19 protein-coding genes and 1 tRNA gene are annotated in these 25,793 nt (G+C 47.1%); 5 read left to right on the top strand and 15 right to left on the bottom strand.

All coding sequences use genetic code 11. The annotated features are described in order from the left end of the window. From ABD846_RS03220 to ABD846_RS03250, 8 genes are all read right to left on the bottom strand, one after another. On the bottom strand, positions 1-6,567 hold the full coding sequence (locus ABD846_RS03220; RefSeq protein WP_344822619.1) for a hypothetical protein: 6,567 nt from the start codon (positions 6,565-6,567) through the stop codon (positions 1-3). A 6-nt stretch (positions 6,568-6,573) separates the two neighbouring features. Beyond that, entirely contained in the window at positions 6,574-7,089 is a 516-nt protein-coding gene (locus ABD846_RS03225) for a hypothetical protein (RefSeq protein ID WP_344822621.1), read from the bottom strand. A 10-nt stretch (positions 7,090-7,099) separates the two neighbouring features. Next, a complete protein-coding gene (locus ABD846_RS03230; protein ID WP_344822623.1) occupies positions 7,100-8,269 on the bottom strand; it encodes a hypothetical protein in 1,170 nt (389 codons plus the stop codon). A gap of 385 nt (positions 8,270-8,654) precedes the next feature. Further along, positions 8,655-8,915: a GIY-YIG nuclease family protein gene (locus ABD846_RS03235; protein ID WP_344822625.1), complete on the bottom strand. Its 261-nt coding sequence runs from the start codon at positions 8,913-8,915 to the stop codon at positions 8,655-8,657. A 98-nt stretch (positions 8,916-9,013) separates the two neighbouring features. Further along, on the bottom strand, positions 9,014-9,277 hold the full coding sequence (locus ABD846_RS03240; RefSeq protein WP_344822627.1) for a GIY-YIG nuclease family protein: 264 nt from the start codon (positions 9,275-9,277) through the stop codon (positions 9,014-9,016). 98 nt (positions 9,278-9,375) lie between these two features. Further along, positions 9,376-9,591: a GIY-YIG nuclease family protein gene (locus ABD846_RS14745; protein WP_425568016.1), complete on the bottom strand. Its 216-nt coding sequence runs from the start codon at positions 9,589-9,591 to the stop codon at positions 9,376-9,378. A 145-nt stretch (positions 9,592-9,736) separates the two neighbouring features. Continuing rightward, positions 9,737-10,000 (bottom strand): GIY-YIG nuclease family protein, encoded by a 264-nt coding sequence (locus ABD846_RS03245; protein WP_344822629.1) that lies wholly within the window; start codon positions 9,998-10,000, stop codon positions 9,737-9,739. A gap of 37 nt (positions 10,001-10,037) precedes the next feature. After that, positions 10,038-10,111 (bottom strand) — tRNA-Asp (locus tag ABD846_RS03250). A gap of 106 nt (positions 10,112-10,217) precedes the next feature. On the opposite strand from ABD846_RS03250, the gene ABD846_RS03255 reads away from it, so the two are divergent. Together ABD846_RS03255 and dapA are read left to right on the top strand one after the other, a co-directional pair. Beyond that, a complete protein-coding gene (locus tag ABD846_RS03255; RefSeq protein ID WP_344822631.1) occupies positions 10,218-11,171 on the top strand; it encodes an acetyl-CoA carboxylase carboxyltransferase subunit alpha in 954 nt (317 codons plus the stop codon). A gap of 32 nt (positions 11,172-11,203) precedes the next feature. Then, complete coding sequence (gene dapA, locus ABD846_RS03260; RefSeq protein ID WP_344822633.1) at positions 11,204-12,085, top strand: 4-hydroxy-tetrahydrodipicolinate synthase; 882 nt, start codon at positions 11,204-11,206, stop codon at positions 12,083-12,085. Between the two features lie 50 nt (positions 12,086-12,135). Here dapA and ABD846_RS03265 read toward each other — a convergent pair whose 3' ends face one another. Continuing rightward, positions 12,136-13,356: an MFS transporter gene (locus ABD846_RS03265; RefSeq protein ID WP_344822635.1), complete on the bottom strand. Its 1,221-nt coding sequence runs from the start codon at positions 13,354-13,356 to the stop codon at positions 12,136-12,138. 46 nt (positions 13,357-13,402) lie between these two features. Here ABD846_RS03265 and ABD846_RS03270 point away from each other — a divergent pair, with 46 nt between their 5' ends. Beyond that, complete coding sequence (locus ABD846_RS03270; RefSeq protein ID WP_344822637.1) at positions 13,403-14,614, top strand: RsmB/NOP family class I SAM-dependent RNA methyltransferase; 1,212 nt, start codon at positions 13,403-13,405, stop codon at positions 14,612-14,614. Between the two features lie 60 nt (positions 14,615-14,674). On the opposite strand, the gene ABD846_RS03275 is transcribed toward ABD846_RS03270, so the two are convergent. The 3 genes from ABD846_RS03275 to ABD846_RS03285 form a co-directional block, all read right to left on the bottom strand. Further along, positions 14,675-16,162 (bottom strand): catalase, encoded by a 1,488-nt coding sequence (locus ABD846_RS03275; protein WP_344822639.1) that lies wholly within the window; start codon positions 16,160-16,162, stop codon positions 14,675-14,677. A 156-nt stretch (positions 16,163-16,318) separates the two neighbouring features. After that, a complete protein-coding gene (locus tag ABD846_RS03280; protein ID WP_344822641.1) occupies positions 16,319-19,024 on the bottom strand; it encodes a T9SS type A sorting domain-containing protein in 2,706 nt (901 codons plus the stop codon). 240 nt (positions 19,025-19,264) lie between these two features. Continuing rightward, positions 19,265-20,206, bottom strand: a complete 942-nt coding sequence (locus ABD846_RS03285; protein ID WP_344822643.1) for a hypothetical protein — start codon at positions 20,204-20,206, stop codon at positions 19,265-19,267. 45 nt (positions 20,207-20,251) lie between these two features. Here ABD846_RS03285 and ABD846_RS03290 point away from each other — a divergent pair, with 45 nt between their 5' ends. Both ABD846_RS03290 and holA read left to right on the top strand, forming a co-directional pair. Then, positions 20,252-20,977 carry a 3'-5' exonuclease gene (locus ABD846_RS03290; RefSeq protein ID WP_344822645.1) on the top strand — a complete coding sequence of 242 codons (726 nt, stop codon included), beginning with the start codon at positions 20,252-20,254 and terminating at the stop codon, positions 20,975-20,977. A gap of 9 nt (positions 20,978-20,986) precedes the next feature. Then, positions 20,987-22,003 (top strand): DNA polymerase III subunit delta, encoded by a 1,017-nt coding sequence (holA, locus tag ABD846_RS03295; protein WP_344822647.1) that lies wholly within the window; start codon positions 20,987-20,989, stop codon positions 22,001-22,003. Between the two features lie 55 nt (positions 22,004-22,058). Here the strand turns inward: holA and ABD846_RS03300 are convergent, their stop codons facing one another. From ABD846_RS03300 to guaA, 3 genes are read right to left on the bottom strand one after another with little or no spacing between them, the layout of a single operon-like run. After that, positions 22,059-22,910, bottom strand: coding sequence for a DUF2911 domain-containing protein (locus ABD846_RS03300; RefSeq protein WP_344822648.1), 852 nt, complete (start codon positions 22,908-22,910; stop codon positions 22,059-22,061). A 32-nt stretch (positions 22,911-22,942) separates the two neighbouring features. Next, positions 22,943-24,211, bottom strand: coding sequence for an ABC transporter substrate-binding protein (locus ABD846_RS03305; RefSeq protein WP_344822650.1), 1,269 nt, complete (start codon positions 24,209-24,211; stop codon positions 22,943-22,945). 38 nt (positions 24,212-24,249) lie between these two features. Next, complete coding sequence (gene guaA, locus ABD846_RS03310; protein ID WP_344822651.1) at positions 24,250-25,788, bottom strand: glutamine-hydrolyzing GMP synthase; 1,539 nt, start codon at positions 25,786-25,788, stop codon at positions 24,250-24,252. Positions 25,789-25,793: the final 5 nt, after the last annotated feature.

Raw genomic sequence — 25,793 nt, forward strand, 5'->3', positions numbered from 1 at the left:
CTAATTCTTCTTTTGGTGATTACTGCGGGACTCCGTGATGGTGAGCACTCCTTTCTCTGTTTCCTTTTTGGTACGGATCAGCGACCCTTCTGCATCGTATTCATAGAAACTGGCGAAATTGTTTTCATCCAGCGTGGCCATCAGGCGGCGGGTGTTCTCATCGTACACAAACGCTTTGGTATTGGACTCAAACGGGTGGATGCGCAGGTCATCATACAGGTAGCCACCGGGAAGATTCAGCCTGAAGTTGCGGTAGCCGGCAGGTGCACTGAATTCGATTTCATACTTCTGCCAGCCTTCTATCAGATTGGTCTTCGCAAAGAAGGTATTGGTCTTAAGTGCAGCAGATGCTGTTGCAGACATTGTGGTATCCATCGTAATCGTCAACCCGTTGGGATTATAAGTGGTACGGGAATCCGTAACCGGTGTATTCGGCTTGAGCCATACAGAGGCGTAATAACGGCGGTTGCCTTTCATCAGGAAGGTATAACCGTCGCTGGCGCCGGTACCCGCGCCATTTAAAGGAATGGTGGTAGTGGCATTCGCATTCAGCGCATAAAATCCGGTATGGGCATCTGCATTGACAACGGAAGCTGAGGCTCCTGCGGGAGCAGTATTCGTCACGGCATAGAAAGCATCCAGTGCATTTTTTGTCTTAAAGAATTCCTCGAAAGGAGAATAGATGAGCGGCATGTACGATTGGTACTGCTCCGGTACCGGTTTGAGTATCTTATAATCCTCAAAACCTTCATACAGTACCTCTGAATGACGTGCATTTTTTGCAACGCATATCGGCAGCTGCTGGTTATATCCGTAGATAGCAGCGTTATAGCCCAGCCCTTCTTCCTTATTCTCTATCTCCTGCCCGTACCAGTTATAACGCGTCACCTGGGAAGCATTCACCCAGTTCTCATTATCGGTACCTTCGTAATGACCCACTTTAGACAACAACACTTTTTTGTTGATCCGGAAAGGCAGGTACGTGCGTGGGGTGGGTGGTGTGGGAGGAGAATAAACGAGCGTAGTATCCCTGTATATATTCTTGCAACTGTAGAGTGTGCTGGCACCAGGCTTCTTATAATACAGGTTGATGATGGTAAACGTAGAGTCTGAGTAATTGCATTTCACGGAAAAATAAATTGTGCAACAACCGTTAGAATATCCTATGGATTTAGTAACATAGTCATCCCACTCAAAATCTATAGAGTCCTTAACTGCTGTTGTAGAAAGATATTTGTCAGTCGCTCCAAGTAGGGTTCTGGACCGGGAAATATCCTCCAACACCTGGATATAAGGCGTATTACAATTGACATTTCTTTTATTGGGCCATACTATGACACGGAATTTATTGGTGAAGTGAGGGTGAGTGGTATCCAATCCGTTATAGTATATTCTGTCCGAGACGCCGAGAAATTTAATTTGTAAACTATCCAGAGGATTCGGACAGCTATAATCCTTAGAAACCGGACAATCGCCACAAATGCTGGAATCCGGACAGTACTGCGCATAACGATCAGTCTCTGTTTTCCAGTAAGCATTCGAGGCAAAGAGCCCCGCGGTACGGCCTAGTCCGCCTGCATAATTGCGGTTCTTCAGGTTGAACACCTGCAGCTCAGGCCGGTACTCTCCTACTTTTCCGGTCACAAACGGATTGAGCGAATCAGATGTTTTGTTCGCGGCAAATACCTCGTTAAGATTGTATTTGTAGGTCTGCGCATTCAGTGAGACAAGACTACCCAAAGAGTCTTTCAGGTAAGGAAAAATATTACTTCTGTCTGTAGTCACATAAGTCTGCACAGTCTCTCCCAGCCGGTTCTTCAGGCCTGGTTTAGCTACAGTGTAGTTTACATTTGAGTAAGAGGACTTCAGCGTCCAGGTGGAAGATGTTTTGTACGGTTCCCTCGGTGCTACGATCATATAGCAGTGCATCAGATCCGAAGTGAAGCCCATTACCCAAACCCTTATGGGGGCCCCGAGCTGACTTTGCTGCAGGATCAGTTCATCCCCCAGCGTAAACTTACCCATGTCTTCATCTATCAGTATCTTACCTACCGGCATTTTATTCGGCAGGCTATACCGGTAACTGTAATAGGGATTGTAATTGATAAAGCGCGAACCATAGTCTGCACCCATCGTGTCGATCACGAGGTCGTTATCGAACTTACCGGTGACACCGAAACGGCCATAAATCGGCCCCAGCTCCTTGTACGCCCAGTGTGCCGGGTATGAAACGGAATACTCACGGTCGCCATATTCATTATTCACCGAAGTAACCAGAACATTACCGGTCTCTTTATCGAAAACCTCATTACGGGTCTCGGTTACGGCCCCATTGCTGGTGCTGATCACTTTGGAAAGAATTCCATGCTGCTGCACGATCTTCATTGTCGAAGCGGAACGGTAATCTGTCTGGTTCTTGAATTTAAACGGATAACCGAGCGGTATCGAAACGAAAGCCAGAATCAAGTATGCGGTATTCAGGTTGAGACTCATACTCTGATAGTTCATTTCCTCGTGGAACGAACGGGTATCCATGTTCAGCTCAGCCTCAATTCCCATCGGATGATTGGCTACGGATAACATACCCCGGTTGCCGCTGTAGTCAAATACCGGAACTGCGTTGCTGATCTTTCCGGACTCCATAAAATACTGGTAGCTCTGCGAACTGACCAGTTCGCGGCCCCGTGCCGTATCCACAGGCTTCAGGATCCAGTGCTCTGCGCTGCGTTGTTTGCCATGCATGTCGTTAAATACCAGCGCAAACCCCTGCGCAGCCAACTGAAAGCTGAATGCGTTCGTGGTACTGATACTTTGAGCTGCTTTGGGAGCCATGATCGGACTGGCATTCGCCTGTATCGGGAAATCCCTTGCCGTGTAAAAGCCGTAAATATCTTCGGTCTGGGAGGACCGTCCCACGTCTTTATGAATACTGCTGACAGTAATCTGACTGTATCCTACCACGGGAGCAGGATAGAAACTTTCCCCGATAGGCAGCTCCTGGTATAGTTCCACCGGATCATTGGGAGGAAAGTCGTTCGCCTTCTGCGCAATGTAATTTACAGGAGTACGCTGCGGCAGCTCATCACCGCCTACCATTGGTTCGTAACTGGCCACACCACTGCTGATAGAGCCCTTCTTGTCATCACGTTTTACAGTGTAATCATATACACGACCATATACTGATTGTGCGCCCTGCGCCATCTTATCCCAGCTGTCGTAATACTGTATGGACTTGACACGGTGTCCGCCACCCTGTTTGCGCAGGCCCGGACTACCCAGCCGGATAAAGGATTTTACAAAATTCGCACGCTTCGCTTTACTTTGGTCCATCCAGGTTTCCAGCGGATTTTCAGCTGCCTTGAACGCTTCCTGGATCGCTGTTTTCAACCCGGCCAGAATATTGTCCAGGTCTGAACTCTCCGGATCGCGGCCCGGGAACATTACCTGCGGCAGTGAATAGCGACCCATATTCAACGCGGTATACGTGATCGGGTTGGCTATCGCAATCGTACCTTTCATCACACGCGGTGCCAGCTTTACATAACCGTAGTCATCATTCGAACCCGGGCAATAGCCCACCTCCGTCACCTCTGCGTATCCCTTTACCGGCTCATAAAATCCGGGTTTTAGTTCTGTACTGACGTTATAATATAGCTGGTTCGTTTCGTTCAGGTAATTTTCTTTGGGACTCAACTGCGCATTTTCTTTGTCCTTTCTGCGTTTGAAATAAACATACAGGTTCGGCAGAAACTCATTCTTATAGAGCTGATCAAAAGGCCGGTAATGGTTATCCACACCAAAACCTTCCACCTGGAACATTTCCATCGCCTGTGCTGTCTGCACGTATGCATAGTCATCTGACTCATAGTCCACTTTGATCACCCCGCCGGAAGGCAGTTTGATTTCCGTAAGCGACCAGGCGCTCGCCCACGAGTCGGTCGAGGAACTCTGGTCTGTAAATGGAAATTCAAAATTGGTAAAGTCCTGGGCCGGTCTCGGCTTGTAATTACCCCAGCGATCTTTGGCGCCGTCGTCGTAATCGGGATTTACGGAGCTGTAATTAAAGCTGTACGGAGATTGCGCGCTGAGTGCCGAACGACCGTAACGGAATGATATTTTGCGCAAAGTGAGTTTGCCGGAGCCTGCTTCCGAATTAGGAACATTTTTACAAAGGCTGTAATCATAGTCAAAAACAACGGTCTTCACAGGAACGGCTGCCGCGCCCTGAGTAAACCGGGTATGCTTATTGTACAGCACGATGGAATCCAGCTTGTAGGAACGGTTATCTGTGGTGGAAGAAGATAACTGTGCGTTATACGGAGCTTCATTGTATGCGTTCGGAAGTCCGCCGTTCAGGATACGATCCAGCACGCCCATTGCATCTTTGCGCTGAGAAACGTAGAATTCAGCTACATAGTTTTTTGTCTCTATTGAATGCAGCATCCATTGCTCACGCGAGCCAATCATATAACTGGCTTTGTCGTCCTGGGGATCCGTTACGTAACCCGCCTGGTACTGTGCCTTTCCGGATTGTATCGGAGCCCGCCAGCGATAATCGGCGCTCTTACGGGTATAGTTGAATTTCGTGTATGTTCCCAGATCGTCTTCAGACAGGCCGTTTCCGCTTACATCAATATAATCTGAAGACAATACGGCAGTCAGCAAATGCGCTGTTACATAGGTTGGCGTAACCGTACCATTGTAGTAATGATCCACACCGCGTGGATTATTTTTTGAATCCTCCAGTCCGGGTGTATAGTCTGCCAGGTTCCTGTACGCGTCCACATTATTCACGCCGGCATCCACCGAAAACACCGATTCCCGCTGTACATTGTTAAGCACAGGAAGTCCGTACACGTATTTACGACCTTCTTTCTGTGTCTGAATAACTTCGGTTACCTGGTTGGGCAGGCGACGTAAACGATTGCCTCCCGTACTTACACGCGCTATGGTCTGTTTGTTGATTGAAGGGTAATTTTTAAAACCTGTCGTATCCGAATAGGATTCTATCTGCTTTTGACCAAGCAGGAAAACGGAGTCTTTATCCTTACCGGTCAGCGCCACAATATGATTGGCACGCGGCACACGCCAGTCGGAACCCGGCTTATAGGCAGGCAGATCAATAACATCTTTAGGAGACAGGGGCTCATTATTTGCAAACCGACGCAGGAAAGTTTCGTTTCCCGGTGTTAATTCCCCGGCTTCTTTAAAGTATATATCTTCATATGTTCCGCTACGCAAAGGGCGGAACCGACGATGCAGGTCCGATTCTTTCCAGGGACCTGAGCTGGAAATGGTTTTGGCCGTGGAGATTTCACTACCTGCTTCCCATCCGGCACCAAACCCTGCCTCCTCGAAAAACTCGTTGCTTTTCTGCTCCGACTGCGTTGCCGGATCGTATACAGAACCAAAGTCGTTGCGGAAAGGACGGAAAGAACCTCCTGTCCCCTGACCGCTCACGTTGAAGACATCATAGGTCAACGCTGTCTGTGGCAACAACTGCATGGTAGTATTAAACATCACGTCTTTATCGCGGGAAAAATCCAGCTGATCATTCTCTGTCGCATTCTGCAGATTGAAGTATCCGTATCCGGAACGGGTTCCATCCGGATCATACGTAATCTTATTCAGGGAGCCTGATATTTTACCTGAACCGAATACCCAAAAGGCCTCTGTTCCTGCCTTCAGTTGACCCGCAGTGGTGGTCATGTAAGAAGAATTGGATAATGCCGCCGTATAATTATTCAAGCCGATCGGCACACTCGTTCCAGATGACATAGACATGGAAGCGCCACCTTTGCTTACGCTCGCACTGAATCCCATGCCCACCTGCTGCCTTAAGCCGGAACGGGGGCTGTATACGCCGCTCTTATTGATATTGAAGCCGCCCGACACACCGATATCTTTACCTACAATACCGGATACCCCGATGCCGAAGGTCTTACTGTAATCGAAGCTGGCACCTGCCTGAGAGCCGAAAGAAGCACCTATATTCATACCTGCCGAAATCGGCCCCAGTTTCGCATTGACTCCTGCTTTAGACACCAGGTCCACGCTGATACCGCGATAGTTATTAATATTTAAATACCCTCCCAGAGATGCCGATAGATTAACCTCCGGCTGACCAAGGCCACCTACTTCGGCCGAAAGCCCGGTTCCTGCTTTTAATGTTACTTCGGGCTTTACGTTCAGTTCCTTTTCGATCTGCTCTCCTGCAAAGTCATCCGGAAGGCCTCGTACGGATCGGTTCACCGCACCGGGATTGATATTCCAGCCCAGTCCCACCCAGCTCGCTTCCTGGTCCATCGTAACGCCACCATGATAAGATATATTCACGGGATACCCTTCCACATCCATCAGCGGAATGTTGTAGACAAAGTCGCCGGTGAACAGGTCTACCATGTCGGTGGTACCAACCGGCTCAAAACTCTGTATTTCCGGCTGCACAGGTCCGGAACTGAGCGCATAACCGTAAACCGGCAGCAGCAGCTGGCCTGCCATTATCAACAACAGGCTCAGCGCTATGGGCTTTTTAAATCTGATTGACAGCACTTTTGTTACTCGCATAAAAAGCTATTTAAAGTCATTGATCATTTTCATCCAGATCACCTGGTGCGAAAACACGTTGTCTGCAAAAAGCAACACTTTACGTTTCCGGCTCCGGGCTTTCCGGCCTGTATAGAAAGAAATATTGATTGTCTCAAAAGGAAATGCGTTATAGTTGTTTTCCACCGAATAAGCCGCAGGCGCTAACTCTTCCTTATCGCACACCAGCCTGAAATCCGCAGCAGCTCTATTGAGCAGGTATTCGTAATACGTGCTGTACTGCTCTATGTTGCCCGATAACATGCGCAGGGGACTCTGCGTTCCCGCTACATTCACTATCCGCAGACTCAAAGCCAGCGTCTCCTTACCCGACGGCAATTGATATACTTCATAGCGAAAGCTATCGGTTGCGTAGCCGCTCACCCTTCTGTTCTGCGCGGGAGATTTCAGCAGGTTTTTGCTTTCGCCGCACGACAGTAAAACAACGGACAGTATAACCAACGTTACCTGTACCCCAACTCTGAATAAATACTGAATAGCCATCCTCGCTTACCTATTTCACAAAATCCGGATTGATGTAGCGGAACGGAACCATAAAGTGCTCTCCCAGACTATTGGTCACCTGTAATTCGTATTTACCCAAATGTTTCAAGCGCACTTCTGTTTCAAGATCCAGATCAATACGGTTGTCTCCCAGTATTGCAGGATAGCTTTTGGTCTTTAAGCTTATCTGCTTCCCGTCAGCATCGCGTAGCAGGAAAGACATTACATCGGTTTCTTTTTCGTCCTGCTGATATTTGATGCGGATTTTCCCTACGGCATCATATTGAATATTGCGTACCTCATTGCGTATATCCACATAATAGCTTTCCTTCGGTAAAGCCTGCATTACACTATCATCAATAATGGTGAACTTCCATACTTCGGCTCCGCCCAGCAGGATGCCTTTGTAATAAGCATCCACTGTCCACACATAGGGTTGCCATTTCTGTAAAGGACGCGCCGTAACCGGGTACACCGCCGAGGTGCTCATCACGTTGTTGTCCTGGTACATCGCATTATTGCGCGTGATCGCGTTCTGCGGATTCTGTCCTGTCTTCAGCTCCGCCACCCTCAGCCGGTACGTGAGCTCGCTCGCAAAAGGGTAATTCACCACCCAGCTCAGCATCGGGTTGTACTCGTAGATCTTCGCATCATTGTCCGGACTCAGCAGGTTGATCAGGAACAGGTCGTCTACCGTCTGGTATACGCAGGACTGTGGCTCGTCTCCGGGTGTATACTCAGGACTTGTACCGGGAGGATACACGCTCACGCAATACTCATACGTACCCTGAGGCAGCTTGTTGTACTGCTGGAACAATTCCTTTAACGCCGGGCCGGAGAAGTTCCAGGTCGGAGCACTGATCATATCGCGGCTGACTTGTGTCACCCCTGGTTGCAGGCTGATATGGTACTCATACGTGAAGTTCAGTGCCGACTGCCGGTAGTACACCCGGCCCCGGACCAATACGTTCTGGCTCTGCTGACCCCGGTTCTCCAGCCGGTAATTGAAGATATTTGCCGGTGTGAGTTCCACCCCGTCGATCAGCGACAGGTCCACGCCCAGACCTGTCTGCTGGGCATGCACCGCCTGCGGCTGCAGGCTCAATAACCACAGCAGCACCAACATAAAACCGCCGCTACCCCAAGAACAGTGCCTGTCAACAGGCGTGTGATGTTTCATATGATTCTGTTTTTATTATTGTTCGTCATTAGTTGGTTAGCCTTCTTCGCCTTTAAAAAACTATAATGTGGCAAACCTAATACTTCAACTATTAACCAAGAAAATAATATAATTATATATTACTGAAAATCAATGATAAAACTTTGCATTTTCGTAAATTATTACAAAATATCTGCAAATGATCGAGGTGGGTTACCATCTTATATTCAAAGGGCTATATATAAAAAATGTGGATGCTTTTTATGGCAAAAAATCTCTATGTGATGCGGAGATTTTTCTTGGATTTAAGTACTTATTTTCATGGGATACGCTAAAAACAAGAAAAGTCTCACTTGAAGTGAAGCTTTTTGCGGACTGGATGGGACCGTGACGGGGCGGCATTCCGTTATTTCTTTAAAATATTGGAAGGTTGTTCAAATAGCCATTCAAAGTATTTCCTGTTTTGCTTAAACATCAACTCTCGTTTGAGCGCTGCTGTTTTATCATCATGCGCTTCCACATAGCGCAGTGCCCACGGAAGTTTAGTGCTTGTGTATTTTGAAAGACCAGAATTATGTTCTTCCAGCCGTCTTGCATAGTCGGTTGTATACCCTTTGTATAAGGTACCATCCAAAAGGCTTTCAATGATGTAAACATAATGTGCCATAAAGCAAAAAAGCTTCACAGATTGTGAAGCTTTTTGCGGACTGGACGGGACTCGAACCCGTCCAGGCTCAGCCGGGACCGCGACAGGGCGGCATGCCGTTATTTCTTTAAAATATTGGAAGGTTGTTCAAATAGCCATTCAAAGTATATCCTCTTTTGCTTCTTAAACATCAACTCTCGTTTGAGTGCTGTTGTTTTATCATCATGCACTTCGACATAGCGCAGTACCCACGGAAGTTTGGTGCTTGTGTACTTTGAAAGACCAGAATTATGTTCTTCCAACCGTCTTGCATAGTCGGTTGTATACCCTTTGTATAAGGTACCATCCAAAAGGCTTTCAATGATGTAGACATAATGTGCCATAAAGCAAAAAAGCTTCACAGATTGTGAAGCTTTTTGCGGACTGGACGGGACTCGAACCCGTCCAGGCTCAGCCGGGACCGTGACGGGGCGGCATTCCGTTATTTCTTTAAAATATTGGAAGGTTGGTCAAATAGCCATTCAAAGTATTTCCTCTTTTGCTTCTTAAACATCAACTCTCGTTTGAGCGCTGTTGTTTTATCATCATGCGCTTCAACATAGCGCAGTACCCATGGAAGTTTAGTGCTTGTGTATTTTGAAAGACCAGAATTATGCTCTTCCAACCGTCTTGCATAGTCGGTTGTATACCCTTGTATAAGGTACCATCCGAAAGGCTTTCAATGATGTAAACATAATGTGCCATAAAGCAAAAAAGCTTCACAGATTGTGAAGCCTTTTGCGGACTGGACGGGACTCGAACCCGTCCCGGCTCAGCCGGGACCGTGACGGGGCGGCATTCCGTTATTTCTTTAAAATATTGGAAGGTTGGTCAAATAGCCATTCAAAGTATTTCCTCTTTTGCTTCTTAAACATCAACTCTCGTTTGAGCGCTGTTGTTTTATCATCATGCGCTTCAACATAGCGCAGTGCCCACGGAAGTTTAGTGCTTGTGTATTTTGAAAGACCAGAATTATGTTCTTCCAGCCGTCTTGCATAATCGGTTGTATACCCTTTGTATAAGGTACCATCCGAAAGGCTTTCAATGATGTAGACATAATGTGCCATAAAGCAAAAAAAGCTTCACAGATTGTGAAGCTTTTTGCGGACTGGACGGGACTCGAACCCGCGACCTCCGCCGTGACAGGGCGGCATTCTAACCAACTGAACTACCAATCCGTTTGCGTTGGGGTTGCAAATATAGAACCTTTTCTTTCAAAATTCCAAAATTCAGCGAAATTATTTTTTAGCCTACATTTGTGTCCAATCTCAAAACAAGCAAACTATGCAGTTTCTGGACTTCGAAAAACCCCTTGAAGAACTGTACCACCAAATGGATAAGCTCAGGGAAACCGCCGAGAAGAATCATTTGGATGTGAGTGCAACCCTGGGCGAGCTCGAAAATTCTATTAGACAAACACGCGAAAAAATATACGCAAATCTTACTCCCTGGCAACGTGTACAACTGAGCCGCCACCCGGAACGTCCTTACACCTTATATTATATCGATAAGATCTTTACCGACTTTATTGAATTATACGGCGACCGCCAGGTAAAGGATGACAAAGCCATGGTAGGCGGAATGGCCAGGCTGGACGGAACTCCGGTAATGGTTATCGGACAGCAGAAAGGTACAAACACCAAGATGCGTCAGCTGCGCAACTTCGGTATGGCGAACCCTGAAGGCTACCGCAAAGCGTTGCGCCTGATGAAAATGGCCGAAAAATTCAATCATCCCATCATCACCTTTATCGACACTCCCGGCGCTTACCCGGGTCTGGAGGCAGAGGAAAGAGGCCAGGGCGAGGCTATTGCACGCAACCTGTTTGAGATGACCAACCTGAAAGTGCCGGTTATCTGCATCATCATCGGCGAAGGCGCATCCGGCGGGGCTTTGGGTATCGGTATCGGCGATAAAGTAGCTATGCTCGAAAACACATGGTACACCGTGATCTCTCCTGAAAACTGCTCGACCATCCTCTGGAGAAGCTGGGATTATAAAGTGAAGGCTGCCGAGCAGCTTAAGCTTACTTCGGAAGACATGAAAGGTTTTAACCTCGTGGATGATGTATTAAAAGAGCCACTGGGCGGTGCACAAACACAACCTGAAGAAATGGCCGCCACGATGAAGCAGTACCTCATTCAGGCCGTTGCAGAACTGCAAAAAATTGATGCTGAAAAAAGAATCGACGACCGTATCGAGAAGTTCTCGCATATGGGATTCTACGAAGAGCGCTAAGTGTGGACATTCTTAACTACTAAAATAAAAAAATGAACATTTCATTCCGCGGTACGGGAGTAGCATTGGTAACTCCTTTCCGCAATGATCATAGCATTGACTATGATGCATTGGGCAAACTGATTGACCATGTGGTGAACAATGGTGTAGACTACCTCGTTGCATTGGGCACCACCGGCGAAACACCTACGCTTTCTTCCGATGAGAAGAAACAGGTGCTGAAGTTTGTTGTACAGCATAATGCGGGCCGTGTGCCCGTTGTGTGCGGAATGGGTGGTAACAATACTGCCGAAATCCTTGAACAACTGAAGGACTATGATCTGACTGGTGTATCTGCCCTGCTGAGTGTTTCGCCGTATTATAATAAACCTACGCAGGAAGGCATTTATCAGCATTATAAGGCCATTGCGCAAGCAACCCCGCTGCCGATTATCCTGTACAATGTTCCCGGCCGTACCGCTGGAAACATTCTCCCTGCCACTGCTTTGCGCCTCGCTAAAGATTGCAGCAATATTGTTGCCATAAAAGAAGCAAGCGGAAATATCGTTCAGTTCATGGAGTACGTATCTGTGATGCCGGACGGCTTTCAACTGCTTTCGGGAGACGATAACCTCGTATTGCCGCAAATTGCGATCGGATTTCACGGGGTGATTTCTGTTGCCGCAAACAGTTATCCGAAACTATTTACGGAAATGGTGAATGCCGCTCTGGATGGCGACCTCGGTAACGCACGTACCAAACACTATCAATTGCTGAAAGGGATGGATCTGCTGTTTGCAGAAGGAAACCCTGCCGGTGTAAAGTGCGCACTGAAACAGCTTGGTGTATGCGGCGATACCCTGCGTTTGCCGCTCGTAAATGTGAGCGACGCAACGGAACAGGCTATCAAAGCTTTTGTTGGCACAATCGCATAATACTTCAAAAATCATGTAAAAAACGCCCGAAGATTATTCCGGCGTTTTTTTTATCCTTCAATAAAATCAAGGTTTTTACCAAACGTATCTTCCGATCTCATGGTTGCTATAAGTGCCGTTGAGATCAGCACAGAACCAATAACCATCGCTGCCTTCACAAAGCCCCAGGATTGTTCCTGGCTCAGGTAAACGAAAATGGCTGATACACCCACAATAGTACCTCTCACGAAATTCGGAATAGTTGTGGTGACTGTTGCGCGGATATTCGTACCGAATTGTTCCGATGCGGTAGACATAAACACGGACCAGTAGCCGTTGGGAATGCCGATGATCAGCAGCATCCAGTAAAAAAAGGAACTGCTGGCTCCTGTGGCGGCAAACAGAACTCCGATGGTGGCTGCAAGCGCAAGCAATGCAATGAGCAATGCTTTCTTACGCGAGCGTAATGTCTGGCTCAATATACCGCACAGAAATGCGCCGGCAGAGGCACCAATATAGTGATACATAACAGCCGTGCTTCCTTTTACAACACCTGAAATGTGCAGCGCCGAGGCGAGCTCAGTGGCCATCGTCACGATGATTCCGATCGTGAACCATATAGGGATACCGATAAAAATGCAGCGGACATACGCCACAAAATTTTTACGAACGAGGAGGAAACGAAGAAATCCGCCGCGTACTACTTTGTCTTCTCGTATCCTGGCAAACATACCGGATTCCGCAACCGACACGCGCAACAGTAAAAGAAACAGGCCCATTCCGCCACCTACATAGTAAGCAGTACGCCAGTCGAACTTATCAGCTACCAGGAAACCGGCCACTGCGCCCGCGATCCCTATACCGGAAACGATGGTTGTACCCAGGCCTCTTTTTTCTTTGCTCATCACTTCGGAAACAAGCGTAACCCCTGCTCCCAGCTCTCCCGCCAGGCCAAAGCCTGCAACAAAGCGCAGCACGTAATACTGCTGGATATTCTGGATCATACCATTGAGAATATTGGCGAGAGAATAGAGCAGGATCGTGCCGAACAAAACCGACAACCTGCCTTTCTTATCTCCGAGAATGCCCCATACAATGCCGCCGCTCAGCATCCCGATCATCTGCAGGTTCAGCAGGAGAATACCTTCACGCGTAAGATCTGTTCCGGTGTAGCCAAGCGCCGTAAGGCTCGGTTGCCGCACAATGATAAATAGTATCAGATCGTAGACGTCCACGAAGTAGCCCAATGCTGCGATCAGGATCAGCATGGCAATCTTTCTGTTATGGTTCATATATGCAATGAAAGCAGCAAAATAAACAACATCGGATAAAAACAAAATGTATTTTGATGCAGCAAGCCAGTACCTTCGCAGGCAAATGCGTGCGCTTCAGAAAAATATAGAATTCATCGCGGAACAGTACAAAGGCGATGTTCCGCTGACGCATTTTCTGAAAGCTTATTTCAAAGCCCACCCTGTTCTCGGCAGCCGGGACAGGAAAATTATCGCGGATGCCGTCTATAGCTACTACCGCTGTGCTTTATTTCTGGATGATACGTTGACGCTTTGGGAGCAAGTACTCGTCTCGCTTACACTTGCCGAAAACGGAAATCCGCATACGCTGAAACTGTTGCCGGAAGCGCTGCAACAACTTCAATCTGCCGACACAGATAATAAAACGGAAGCGCTGCTTCAGATGGGCTATCTGAGCGCCGGAAATATAAAACGGCTTGAAGCTTCGCCATCGTTGTCAGACGGCATTACCGCAAGCGAATGGCATCGATCCCTGTGGCAGAAACCCAGGGTGTTCTTTTCCGTAACCAAAGGAAAAGAACAAAAGGTGATCACCTTACTGAAGCAGGCTGAGATCGTTTTCCTGGAAGAAGGCAACAACTGCTTTTCCTGCAATGCAAACACTGCCATAGAAAAGATATTAGCTCCGGGAGATTATCGCGTACAGGACTTTTCGTCGCAGAACACTGCAGCATACTTTGCGCTGAGCCCCGGCTGCAGCGTTTGGGACTGTTGCAGCGGTGCAGGAGGGAAATCGCTTCTGGCAAGCGATTCAGAACCTTCCATCCGGCTTACGGTAAGCGACATCAGAAGCAGCATACTGCACAACCTTAAAGAGCGGTTCAGACTTTATAAAAAAACGCTTCCGGAACAATTGCTGCTTTCTGCGGCCGATGCTGCTGCGTTGGAAACAACGCTCGGCAACAGAACATTCGATCAGATTATCGCCGATGTACCCTGTACCGGGTCGGGTACCTGGGCTAGGACGCCGGAGCAATTCTATTTCTTTGATACCGCTCAGATACGGGCTTTCAGCGAACGGCAAAAGCAAATACTGAATAATATCAGCCGCTATGTGAAGCCGGGTGGTCATATCACCTATATCACCTGTTCCGTTTTCCGCGATGAAAACGAGTCGGTGCTCGCCTCCTTCCTGGAAAATAACAACCGGTATGAGCTGTTGCAATCGGGTATTCTGAACGGCATTTCACGCAAGGCAGATAATATGTTTGCTTCACTCATCCGCCGGAAAGCATAAAAAAACGCGATGCCCGCCTCTGAGCACCGCGCCTACCCTTTAAACAAAAACTAAACTTTATTATGAATGCTTCATTGCATTTTCATCAATGGTTACACCTAATCCCTGTGCTATTGCCATTCCCAATCCTATGTCTGCTCTGAAGAAATGACATAATTGCCGGTTGATAATTTCCATGCGCTTCGGTCCTTCAATTCCGCTCATTGCTCCCACAATATTGCTGACAAGGTGTTTCTTATCTTCAGCACTGAGCACTTCCCTGTAAAAAATTCCGGGCTGGGAATAATGATCGTCTTCTCCGGGACCGTTTCTGTCGTACCAGTCAGCTATATTGCTGTCCATTTCCAATGCGGGTTCTTTGTATGAAAGGTCCGGACGGATATTATCAAAACTGTTAGGGAAATAGTTGGGAGCACTGCCTCCGTTACCGTTGAGCGCCATTGCCCCGTCACGCTGATAGTTATTGACCATATAGGGACAACGGTTCACCGGAAGCTGCTCAAAATTCGCACCGATACGGTGACGATGTGCATCCGGGTAGGAGAGAATACGTCCCTGCAACATCCTGTCGGGCGAATATCCGATCCCGTCCACTACGTGTGCGGGAGCAAATGCCGCTTGTTCCACATCGGCAAAATAATTGGCTGGTATCTCGTTCAGTTCCATTGTACCCACCTCGATCAACGGAAACTCTTTCTGACTCCATGTTTTTGTAAGATCAAACGGATTGAAACGGTATGTTTTCGATTGCTGCTCATCCATTACCTGGATGTACATGGTCCATTTGGGAAAATTTCCTGCGTCAATTGCGCGTACAAGATCTCTCTGTGCGAAATCGGGATCTTCGCCTTTCATTTTTACCGCTTCATCATTGGTAAAGTTTTTTATACCCTGAGCTGTGCGGAAATGAAATTTCACATACACTCTTTCATTGGACGCATTAATCATACTGAAGGTATGACTTCCGAATCCGTGCATATGCCGGTAGCCGTATGGTGTTCCGCGATCGCTCATCAGGAACATCACCTGGTGCAGGCTTTCCGGGTTCAGGCTCCAGAAATCCCACATCATAGTCGGACTTTTCGTGTTGGTGCGCGGATCTCTTTTCTGCGTGTGAATAAAATCGGGAAACTTCTTGGGATCTTTAATGAAAAATATCGGCGTATTGTTCCCTACCAGGTCCCAATTCCCGTCTTCTGTATAAAACTTGATAGCAAAACCACGCGGATCACGTTCGGTATCGGCGCTTCCTTTTTCGCCACCCACAGTAGAAAATCGCAGAAAAACACGCGTTTGTTTACCCACAGCATTGAAGATCTTTGCGCGGGTAAATTTACTTACGTCGTGCGTCACGGTAAATGTACCATAGGCACCGGTACCCTTGGCGTGCACCACTCTTTCGGGGATACGCTCACGGTTGAAATGCGCAAGCTTTTCGTGCAGGATATAGTCTTGCAGTAATAATGGTCCCCTTGCGCCGGCACTCATGGAATCTTCGTGATGAGTATACGGAATACCGCTTGCCGTAGTTAGTTTTTCTGTACTCATATGGATGACGTTTTAGTAAAACAAAAGTACCCGCTACGGTTTTAAAACCTAAACGTGATTTTAAATGTCGTTATAAGCATTTGTTATCCGTCTGCCTAAAAACAAAGCCGCCTGCAACTATAATGTTGCAGGCGGCTTTGCTGTAAAAAAATTCAGCTATTTGATAATGAGCTTCTGAACTGATTTCTGACCGTCTGTAGTAAGTGTGATGAAGTATACTCCACCGGCTACTTTACCACTGAGATCGTAGCTATGGTTAAATGAAGAACCAATGCTTTGATATTGTTCCAGCATTATCTGCTGACCTGTAATAGAGGTAACAGAAACAGAAACGTCAGCTATTGCATTCGGCGCGTTGAAGGATACTGTGAACTGTCCGTTATTAGGGTTAGGATAAATCTGCAGATTGTCCACATTTGTCACATCAGCGATGCCTGTGGTACGGCGATGCAGGATTACCAGGTAATCTTCGATCTCTCCTGAAGTGAACTCGTCACAACCGAAGTCGTTAGGATTGCTTCCGCCCATATTGTTGTTCAGCACCACACGCAGACCCGTTGCAACATTTGGAATTACAGCTGCAGGAATTCGGATTGTATCGTGCGGATAGAAGTTAGCGTATGTGGAAGTTGCGGTCCATACCAGTTCCGCCGGCACATCATAAATCAGGTTGTGGTTATAGTCGATGAATACAGAAATTCTGGCGTCACCGTGTGTTGGTGTTACGAGCGTATGGTACACTGCAATGTCATACTTGGTATCGGCCCAGAGATCCATTGGAGTAAGGTCGGTACGGTCGGTACGCAAACGGATTGCTTCCGGATTGCGAACGTGTGCACCACCTGTATTAAATGTATAAGTACCGATCTTGAACGTACCGATATCTGAACTGTCGGCACCACCTGTTCCGTTTGCAATGCTATGGCAGTAACATTTGTATGGTTCTTTACGCTTAATGAATAATTTATTGGAGTAAATAGTGTCGCGCGTTGCTTCACACACGATACGTAAACGGTAATAGGTGTTCTGGCGCACTACCGGAGTGATCGTATCTTTCATGCGTGAAGACGGAGTTACATTCGCCCAGTTTGTATTGTCGAGTGAATATTCCCACTCCCAATGCATCTGAGACATGCTTCTTGCATGTGCCGTATCCCAAACGGTGGTGGTGTAGCCATCGCACATGGATGTATCGGTGATGTAAGCTTTTCCGGCATAAAGCGGACCAGGACAGATAGGATCCTGTACCACTACCAGGTAATCTTCTGTTTCCCCTTCTGTGTAAGCACCACAAGGAGGTACATCCGAAGCGGTGGCAGCACCTTTTTTCATTACCACACGCATGCCAAGTGTGTCTTTCATCGCCCATGATGGCACTGAGATGCTGGAGATAAATTGTGCAGAAGTTCCGCTGATGATATTGAAGTTGGCAAGCTCTGTGGAGGTGTTATAAACGCCGTCTTTATTCCAGTCGATATAAGTAGCAACACCCGAGCCGGCAAAGGCGAATGTATCCCGTGTGATACCCATTACCGAATATTTGTAAACCGAATCGCGGTTTAATGCAGGAATAGGACGAACCCCGGTATTCAGTGTATAGCTGTGGAAAAATTGCTTGTTCAGATAACCGGGTGTTCCTGAACCGTTATTCAGCAAAGTATCGTTTCCTTTATTGATGATTTTTACATTACCGATATTCACGCCGCTCAGGTTGTCATCAATGGAAGCAGCAGAATAACAATAACAGTTGTATGGTTGTGTGATCAGTGTAATGTGTTTCACCGGAGTTGTATCGCTTAATCCGGAAGAGTCACAGGTTACAATCACGCGTACGAATGTATCTGCAGAAGCACATATTCCGGCGAAATATTGTGATGTGGCTGTTCCGCCGGTGATATCTGACCATGGTCCTGAAGAGGACGAAGCCGTTTGCCATTGGTAGTGAACACCGTAGGTTGTAAACGGATTAGGTGTTGCACCCGAAAGCTTTGCAACAAAAGGCTGACAGGCACATACGCTATCCGGCTGACTGATCACACCGGCAGCTGGCTTACCACAACAGGCCTGATAAAACTGCAGCACCTGGTTATCGTTAGGCAAACCTGCCTGAGCCGCACCCCAGGATCCACCTCTGTTAATGGTCGGTGTGGAAATAGGGTTATTCATCATGAAATAATCGTAGCCCGGACATGGTGTTGCAGGATAAGGTGAGGTATAGGAACTAGGTTTTTGTTTTCCCATTCCTACCAGATACAGATTGACAGGTCCTGAACCACTTGATGTACTTTCTATCTTGTAACAATATTCGATCAGGTTACTTCCTTCATAAAGTTTTACCTGGAAACTGATAACATAGTACCCAACCCCGCTCGTGGATGAGTTCGCAGTAATGCGCCAGTTTTTCCACTCCATGGTAAATACTTTGTTACCACTGGATAATACATCTGTGGAGTAAGTCGCTACGCCACCATAAGCACCGGAAACCTGGGCACTTTGGCCATAAAACGGCCATAAACCCGGGAAGATCGTTTGCGGAGCAACTCCGGATCCGGCAACCGGCTGACAACCTGAAACTGCCGCACCGAGGTTAATCCATCCGTTAGAGCTTACCTGAACCGTATTATGAGTTGATTGACTGCCACAGGGACCGAATTTGAAGTTGAATCCAAGCGGAATACCTGTTTTAGAAGCACAATCGGATTCGATATCAGTAACCTCAGTACCTGAAGACAAGTATTCAAATGTTCTTGAAAACGCCGTCAGGTTAGACTTACAGCCCAACGTTTGTGCCGATACTTTGTTCTGCACCTGGAACATCGTAAATGCAGTGAACAAAGTGAATAGGGTAAAAAGTTTTTTCATAACCACTATCTTATGGTAACAGTTTTGACGCTTACTCTTGTGTAGGATTTTCAGCTTCCTCCTTGAAGGTTAATCACAGTTTATCCACAAATCCTGCTTTAGGAAAACTATAACATGACTTTGGAGCAGCAAGATAAAATTTTTTTTTGGAAATGCAAATTATAATGCCGCCTACACTCAGACGTAAAAAAGCACCCATTGCGTTGGGCAATGGGTGCTTTAAATATAGATATATTCGATTTATTTCAACTGAACGCTTCCCGATCCGATCTTGTAACCGTTATTGTAGAAGGAGATGTTGTAATCGCCTTTCTGGTAGGCGCTTTCCTGTTTCCAGTCAACCGTAACATTGGTCATACGCTGGCCTTTTTCCAGGTTGATGCGTTTAACAACGGTATAGTTCAGTGCATTTCCGTCTGCATCGGTAGTAACACCGGAGCCGTATGCCGCGTTACTGAGCAGCTTGCCTTCCACACCCTGGATGATCACGTAAATTTCCGCAGGGCCATCGTTCACTACGCGGTTTTCATCGATATCGAATACAACGCGCAGGATATCAACTTTTTTGGCTTTCGTGGTAGCCACTTCTTTCTCGCCGTTCTTTTTAAGATTGATGGGTTCCATACGAATATTCGAAATATGAAGCACGGAACCTAATTTGCGGAGATTTTCGGCTTCTCCGGATAAGGAATCGTTTTGCTGATTCAGTCTGTTGTTTCCCTCCGTAAGTACTGTGTTCTCTTTTTCCAGTTCTGCAATACGCTCTTCATACGTTTTTACTTTCGTATTCAGGGTTGCAATGAGCGACTGAGCTTTTTTCAGATCGGATACGGTTGCGTTGCGTTTAGTAAGCAAAGATTTGATGTCGCTTTTCAGCTTGGTGATCTCACCATCTTTATCCTTTACCATCTGATCCAGCTCTGCATTTTTGCCGGTCAGTTCGTCGAGACGGGCGAGCGCCGCGTCATATTGTCCCTGGAGGGTATCTTTTGCCGCATTCAGATCCGTATTCTCAGTAATGAGAAAAGTGTTCTGCTCCACTACCTGCTTTCTGTTGTACATAAGCCAGATGTTTGCAATAACGGATATAGCCAGCAACACAACCAAAAGCGTTGTGTAATTCTTCTTCGGCGCCGCCTGTGCAGACGGGGTTCCCGTGCTTTGATTCATTTCCTGATTCATAATTATCGTTTTTGGACTGGTTTTTGCAAATGTAAAATCCAAACTATGACAAAAGAACAACTTTCGTCGATCCTGTTTATCGACATCGAAACAGCACCGGTGGTACCGGACTTTGAATCTCTTTCCGAAAACATGAAAAAACTGTGGATTGCAAAATCACAATGGTTTCGCATGAAGGAAACGGAAAATGCAGCTCCAGCAAGGGTTTTTGACGAAAAAGCAGGCATTTTTTCCGAGTTTTCGAAAATCATCTGCATCAGTATCGGTAGCCTGAACGCGCTGGAAAATGAGTGGGTTTTACGTCTGAAATCATTCACGGATGAGCCCGAGAAAACTTTGTTAAATAACTTTTTTTCCATCATTTCGAGGTACGCGCAACGACAAAAAAAGCTCCTTTTCTGCGGACATAATATAAAAGAGTTCGACCTCCCGTTTATCTGCCGCCGCAGCATAATCAATGGAATTCCGCTGCCGGAATCTTTACAACTGCAAAACCGGAAACCCTGGGATCATCCGCATACAGACACGATGGAGCTATGGCGTTTCGGCGATATCAAACACTTTACATCGCTGGCCTTGCTGGCAGAAGTGCTGGGCATTCCGTCGCCCAAGCAGGATATGGACGGAAGCATGGTTGGGAAGGTATTCTGGGAAGAAAAAAATATCAGCCGGATCGCTGATTACTGTATGCAGGACGTAATCACAGCAGCCCGTGTATACCTGCATCTTACAGGCATGAATGATTTCCATTTCCGCGTTGATTACGCTTAACTTTGCGTCATGGCTGTAATGACTTTCAAACAAATTGCCGATAGTATCCGCAAAAAAGAATTTGCACCGGTATATGTGCTGGATGGAGAGGAAGCTTATTTTCTCGACCAGCTGATGGACTTGTTTGAGGCAAATGTGCTGAGTCCATCCGAGAAGGAATTCAATCTCAGTGTATTGTATGGCAGGGAGACGAACAAACAGGATCTGCTGAATGCATGCATGCGTTTTCCGATGTTTGCAGATAAGCAATTGGTGCTGCTGAAAGACGCGGCAGCGATGGACAAGTTCAATGAGCTTGAAAAATATATTGAACAACCGTGTACGACTACCATTCTGGTAATTGAATACCGCAACAAAAAGGTGGATGGAAAAACACGGATTGCAAAAGCTATTAAAGATAAAGCTGCCTATTTTACCGCAGAAAAGGTGAAGGAAGATGCAATGCCGGCCTGGTTGATGCAATGGGGGAAAGAAATCGGCTTTGAGATTCCCGAAAAAGAGGCCGAGATGCTGACATTATACCTGGGCAGCCATCTGCAGCGTATCGTGAATGAAATAGAGAAGATACGCATTAACGTACCTGAACAGAAAATGCTTACAGGTGCGCTGATTCAAAAATATATCGGGATCAGCCGCGAATACAATCTGTTCGATTTTGTGGATGAATTTATCGACGGCAATAAGGATAAATATTACCGTATGCTCTCCTATTTTCTCAGCAATATGAAATCCAGTCCGATGGTGCTGGTCACCGCATCTCTGCAGAATAAATTTCAGGCTTTGTACCGTGCCAATTATGCTGCGCAGCTCCCGGAAAAAGACTGGGCAACAGCTATCGGTGGCAGTCCCTGGTTTGCCAAAAATGTGGTGGCAAAAACAAAACGCTGGCCTTTATATAAAGTGGAGCAGTGTATGATGACTATTGCTGAATTTAACCGTCGTTCGGTTGGTATTGATTCTGATGCAGGGGATAGCGAAAACTTTAAAGAGCTGATCGGGCGGCTGGAGCTTATCGCAGCATCCTGAAAAAACGATCGCCCTCCTGAAAAGAGGGCGATCGTGTAATTATCGTGACTGTTGTTTACTTATTCTCAGCAATGAATTTTTTTGCCATTTTTACGTAATCGTCGTTCTTAGCTTCAGTAGCCAGGCGGATCACTTCTTCAGCGGTGTTCAGTGCTGCTTTACGTTCTCCTTTTTTCAACTGGATTTTCGCCTGTTGCATGCGTACCCAGAATGCTTTCGGATTCTGCTCTACCGCTTTACCGATCCACTCAGAAGCTTTATCCAGATCTTTGTTGTTATCGTAATAGTAGGTAGCAGCCTGGTAATAAGGACGTGTATCCATAGCCAGCGCCGCATCAATGCTCTTCATTACTTTGCCGTCGATTTCCGTTGCGATTTTCACCGGTACGCGTACGTCATCCCAGCTTAATTCCAGCGTTGCCGTTGTGGCTTTCACTTTGTCAAGGTTGATCGTAAAAGACTCTACTTTATGATCGGTCATTTTAGGAGCAACTTCAATACGCAACACTTCTTTCTCTTTATTATAATCCGCAACGTTTCCTGCGAGTGTAAGATCGCTGTACAGCATTACTTTCCAGGAAGACTTACCGGGAATCGTGTATAATGCATACGTACCAGCTTTTACGGGTTGTCCTCCGAAAGTGACATCCTCGGAGAAAGTCAGTTTGGTAGCGCTGTTGGCTCCGGTACGCCATACTTTGCCGTAAGGCACCAGTTCGCCGAAAATAACGCGGTTACGCACGAGCGGTCTTGAGTACTCAATTGTAATATCTCCGAGACCAAAACTTTGCTTCACCGTTTGCGAAGGGCTTGCGGCTGGAATTTTCAGGGATTGGGCCTGTGTGCTGGTTGCAATGCTCAGTGCCAGGCAAGACACGGTAAGCAATCTGCTTATGGTATTTTTCATATGGATAATTGTTTTTTGTTTCGTGTTATGTACTATTCTACCAATACACTGCCGGATACGTAGCGATACAGATAGAGATTGGTATTTTCAAAATAATAGAAATTGTTGTCGGCGTCCCACTTGGGTTTGATATCAAATTTGGTGAAAATGGCCATGCCGTTATCACCGGTTTTTTCATTAAACAGGGTACCGTATTTATTCAGCAGGTCTACCATCCAGTAGCTGAGTTCAAATCCGCGGTAGGTAAGTTCCCCGGCCTTTCCGGAATATGTTTGCCGGTATCGTTCGGAAAGCATTGATCCTGCCGACACCGTAGGATCGAAATAGTAAGGCTGGGTAATGTTGATAGCAATATGATCTCCGAATGCAAGTACTCTGCGATCGTTCACGATAGACTTCCAGGTAGGCATCCCGAATACTTCAAAGCGTGCTTCCGGGAAATAATGATGCAGATCTGACAGCAGGCTCAACGCATAACCAGGGTCCATAACCGGCATTACGATCATGTTGCTTCCGGAAAGATCTATTGCTGAAGCAATAGCTGCAGAGTCGGGTGGTGTTGTAGCAGAAAGTTCCGCGAAGTTTTTCAGGTGCCCGCTATCCAGCAAAAAAGAGAAAGCAGCGCTGTCCAGGTTCTGAGACTGACGTTTATACACAACCATAAACTCTTTACTGCGCCGTTTTGCAATCGCTTTAGCGAGCGCTTCGCAATTGTGCTCCAGGGTCGGGTTGATCAGAAAGAAATAAGGATTGTTGCTGATACCTGCATCTGAAGGGGAAAATGCGGAAACGAAATTGACGGTATGTTCCTGCGCAAACTTTGCTACAGGGGCCACTTCATTTGTTGGCACAAAGCCGATGATGAGATCTGTCTTACCCAGACTATCTTCGTTCAGCAATGCAGCAGACCCTTCAGCAATATCATGAACGAAGATATCGGTACTGTAACCCATACTTGCGAGTGTATCGACCGCCAGTCGCACACCTTCATAAAAATAAAGACCGGCCATCGCTTTTTCGGGAATATGGGATTTCTGCACTTTATTTTCTTTCACCAGTTCATCCAGGTAAAGCGGAACAAGTACATCGATCCGGTAACGGTCCCTTTGCCGGCTATCGGGAAGGTCTAAACGCTTTTTACGGCGTTTTTTTTCTGTTTTCGCGGGCTCGGCGGATGCGTTTCTTTTAGCGGCCGCACTTTCCTTCTCGGTCTTTCTTACAGACTTCCGGGATTGTGCCTGAACGCCGGTTGCAGCAACCAGCGATAAGCTCAGAAAACACCCTAATACTTTGCGGTACACGAGTTTTGCGTTACATTTTAGGTTTATGGAAATGGGGATTACTCCCATTCGATCGTGGCAGGAGGCTTGGAGCTGATGTCGTATACGACACGATTCACTCCTCTTACCCGATTGATAATATCATTAGACACCTGAGCCAGGAAATCGTAGGGCAATTGCGCCCAGTCTGCGGTCATACCGTCAACGGAAGTAACCGCTCTCAGCGCAACCGTGTATTCGTAAGTACGCTCATCGCCCATTACGCCCACACTCTGCACCGGCAGCAGCATAGCGCCGGCCTGCCACACCTGGTCGTACAATCCTTTTTCGCGCAGCAGATTGATATAGATCGCATCTGCTTCCTGCAGCATTTTTACTTTTTCTTCAGACACTGCACCCAGCACACGGATACCCAAACCGGGTCCCGGGAACGGATGACGGCCGATGAAGATAGGCGCGATACCCATTTCGGTTCCGATACGGCGTACCTCATCTTTGAACAACGCACGCAAAGGCTCTACAAGCTTCATGTGCATTTTTTCGGGCAGACCGCCCACATTGTGGTGCGATTTGATGGTCTGGGATGGTCCGTGCACCGACATGGATTCAATCACATCGGGGTAGATGGTTCCCTGACCCAGGAAACTGACGCCGTCGAGCAGCCTGGCCTCTTCAACGAATACATCGATGAAAAGCCTGCCGATGATCTTACGCTTCTGTTCCGGATCGCTGACGCCTTCCATCTCTTTATAGAAGGTATGGCTTGCGTCTACACCTTTTACATTCAGACCTAAAGTTTTATAACCATCCAATACCTGTGTGAACTCATCTTTGCGCAGCAATCCGTTGTCTACAAAAATGCAATACAGGCGGTCGCCGATGGCTTTATTGATGAGCATGGCAGCCACTGTGGAATCCACGCCGCCGCTTAAAGCCATTACTACTTTCTGATCTCCGATCTGCTCTTTAAGTTGCGCTACTGTTTCCGCAACAAACGCAGCCGGTGTCCAGTCCTGCGCGCAACCGCAGATATCGGTGAGGAAATTGAGCAGCATTTTGCGGCCATCGAGGCTATGGGTTACTTCAGGATGGAACTGGATTGCATAAACAGGATTCGGGGCATATGCTTCTTTAGAACGGAAGGCTGCAACCGGAATGCTGTCTGTAGTGGCAATTATTTCAAATCCGTCGGCCAGGCGTTTGATAGAGTCACTGTGACTCATCCATACCTGTGAACCGTCGGAAACTCCTTTCATCAGTGCATTTGCGATAATCCCTTTCAGATGCGCACGTCCGTATTCGCGATGTGCGGATTTCCCTACTTCACCGCCGGTCTGCTGTGCCAGCAACTGGGCACCATAGCACACTGCGAGTACCGGAACCTTTTGCGCCATTTCGTGAATGTCAGGCTTCGGTGCAGCCGGATCGTTCACGGAGAACGGAGATCCGGAAAGAATGATCCCTTTCAGGGATGCATCGTATGCTACGGGTTTGGTACAGGGCTGTATCTCACAGTAAACATTCAGCTCGCGCACACAACGGGCAATGAGCTGGGTGTATTGAGATCCGAAATCGAGAATGAGGATTTTGTTATGCATCTAAA

The sequence above is a fragment of the Rurimicrobium arvi genome (assembly GCF_039540495.1).
Lineage (GTDB): Bacteria > Bacteroidota > Bacteroidia > Chitinophagales > Chitinophagaceae > Rurimicrobium > Rurimicrobium arvi.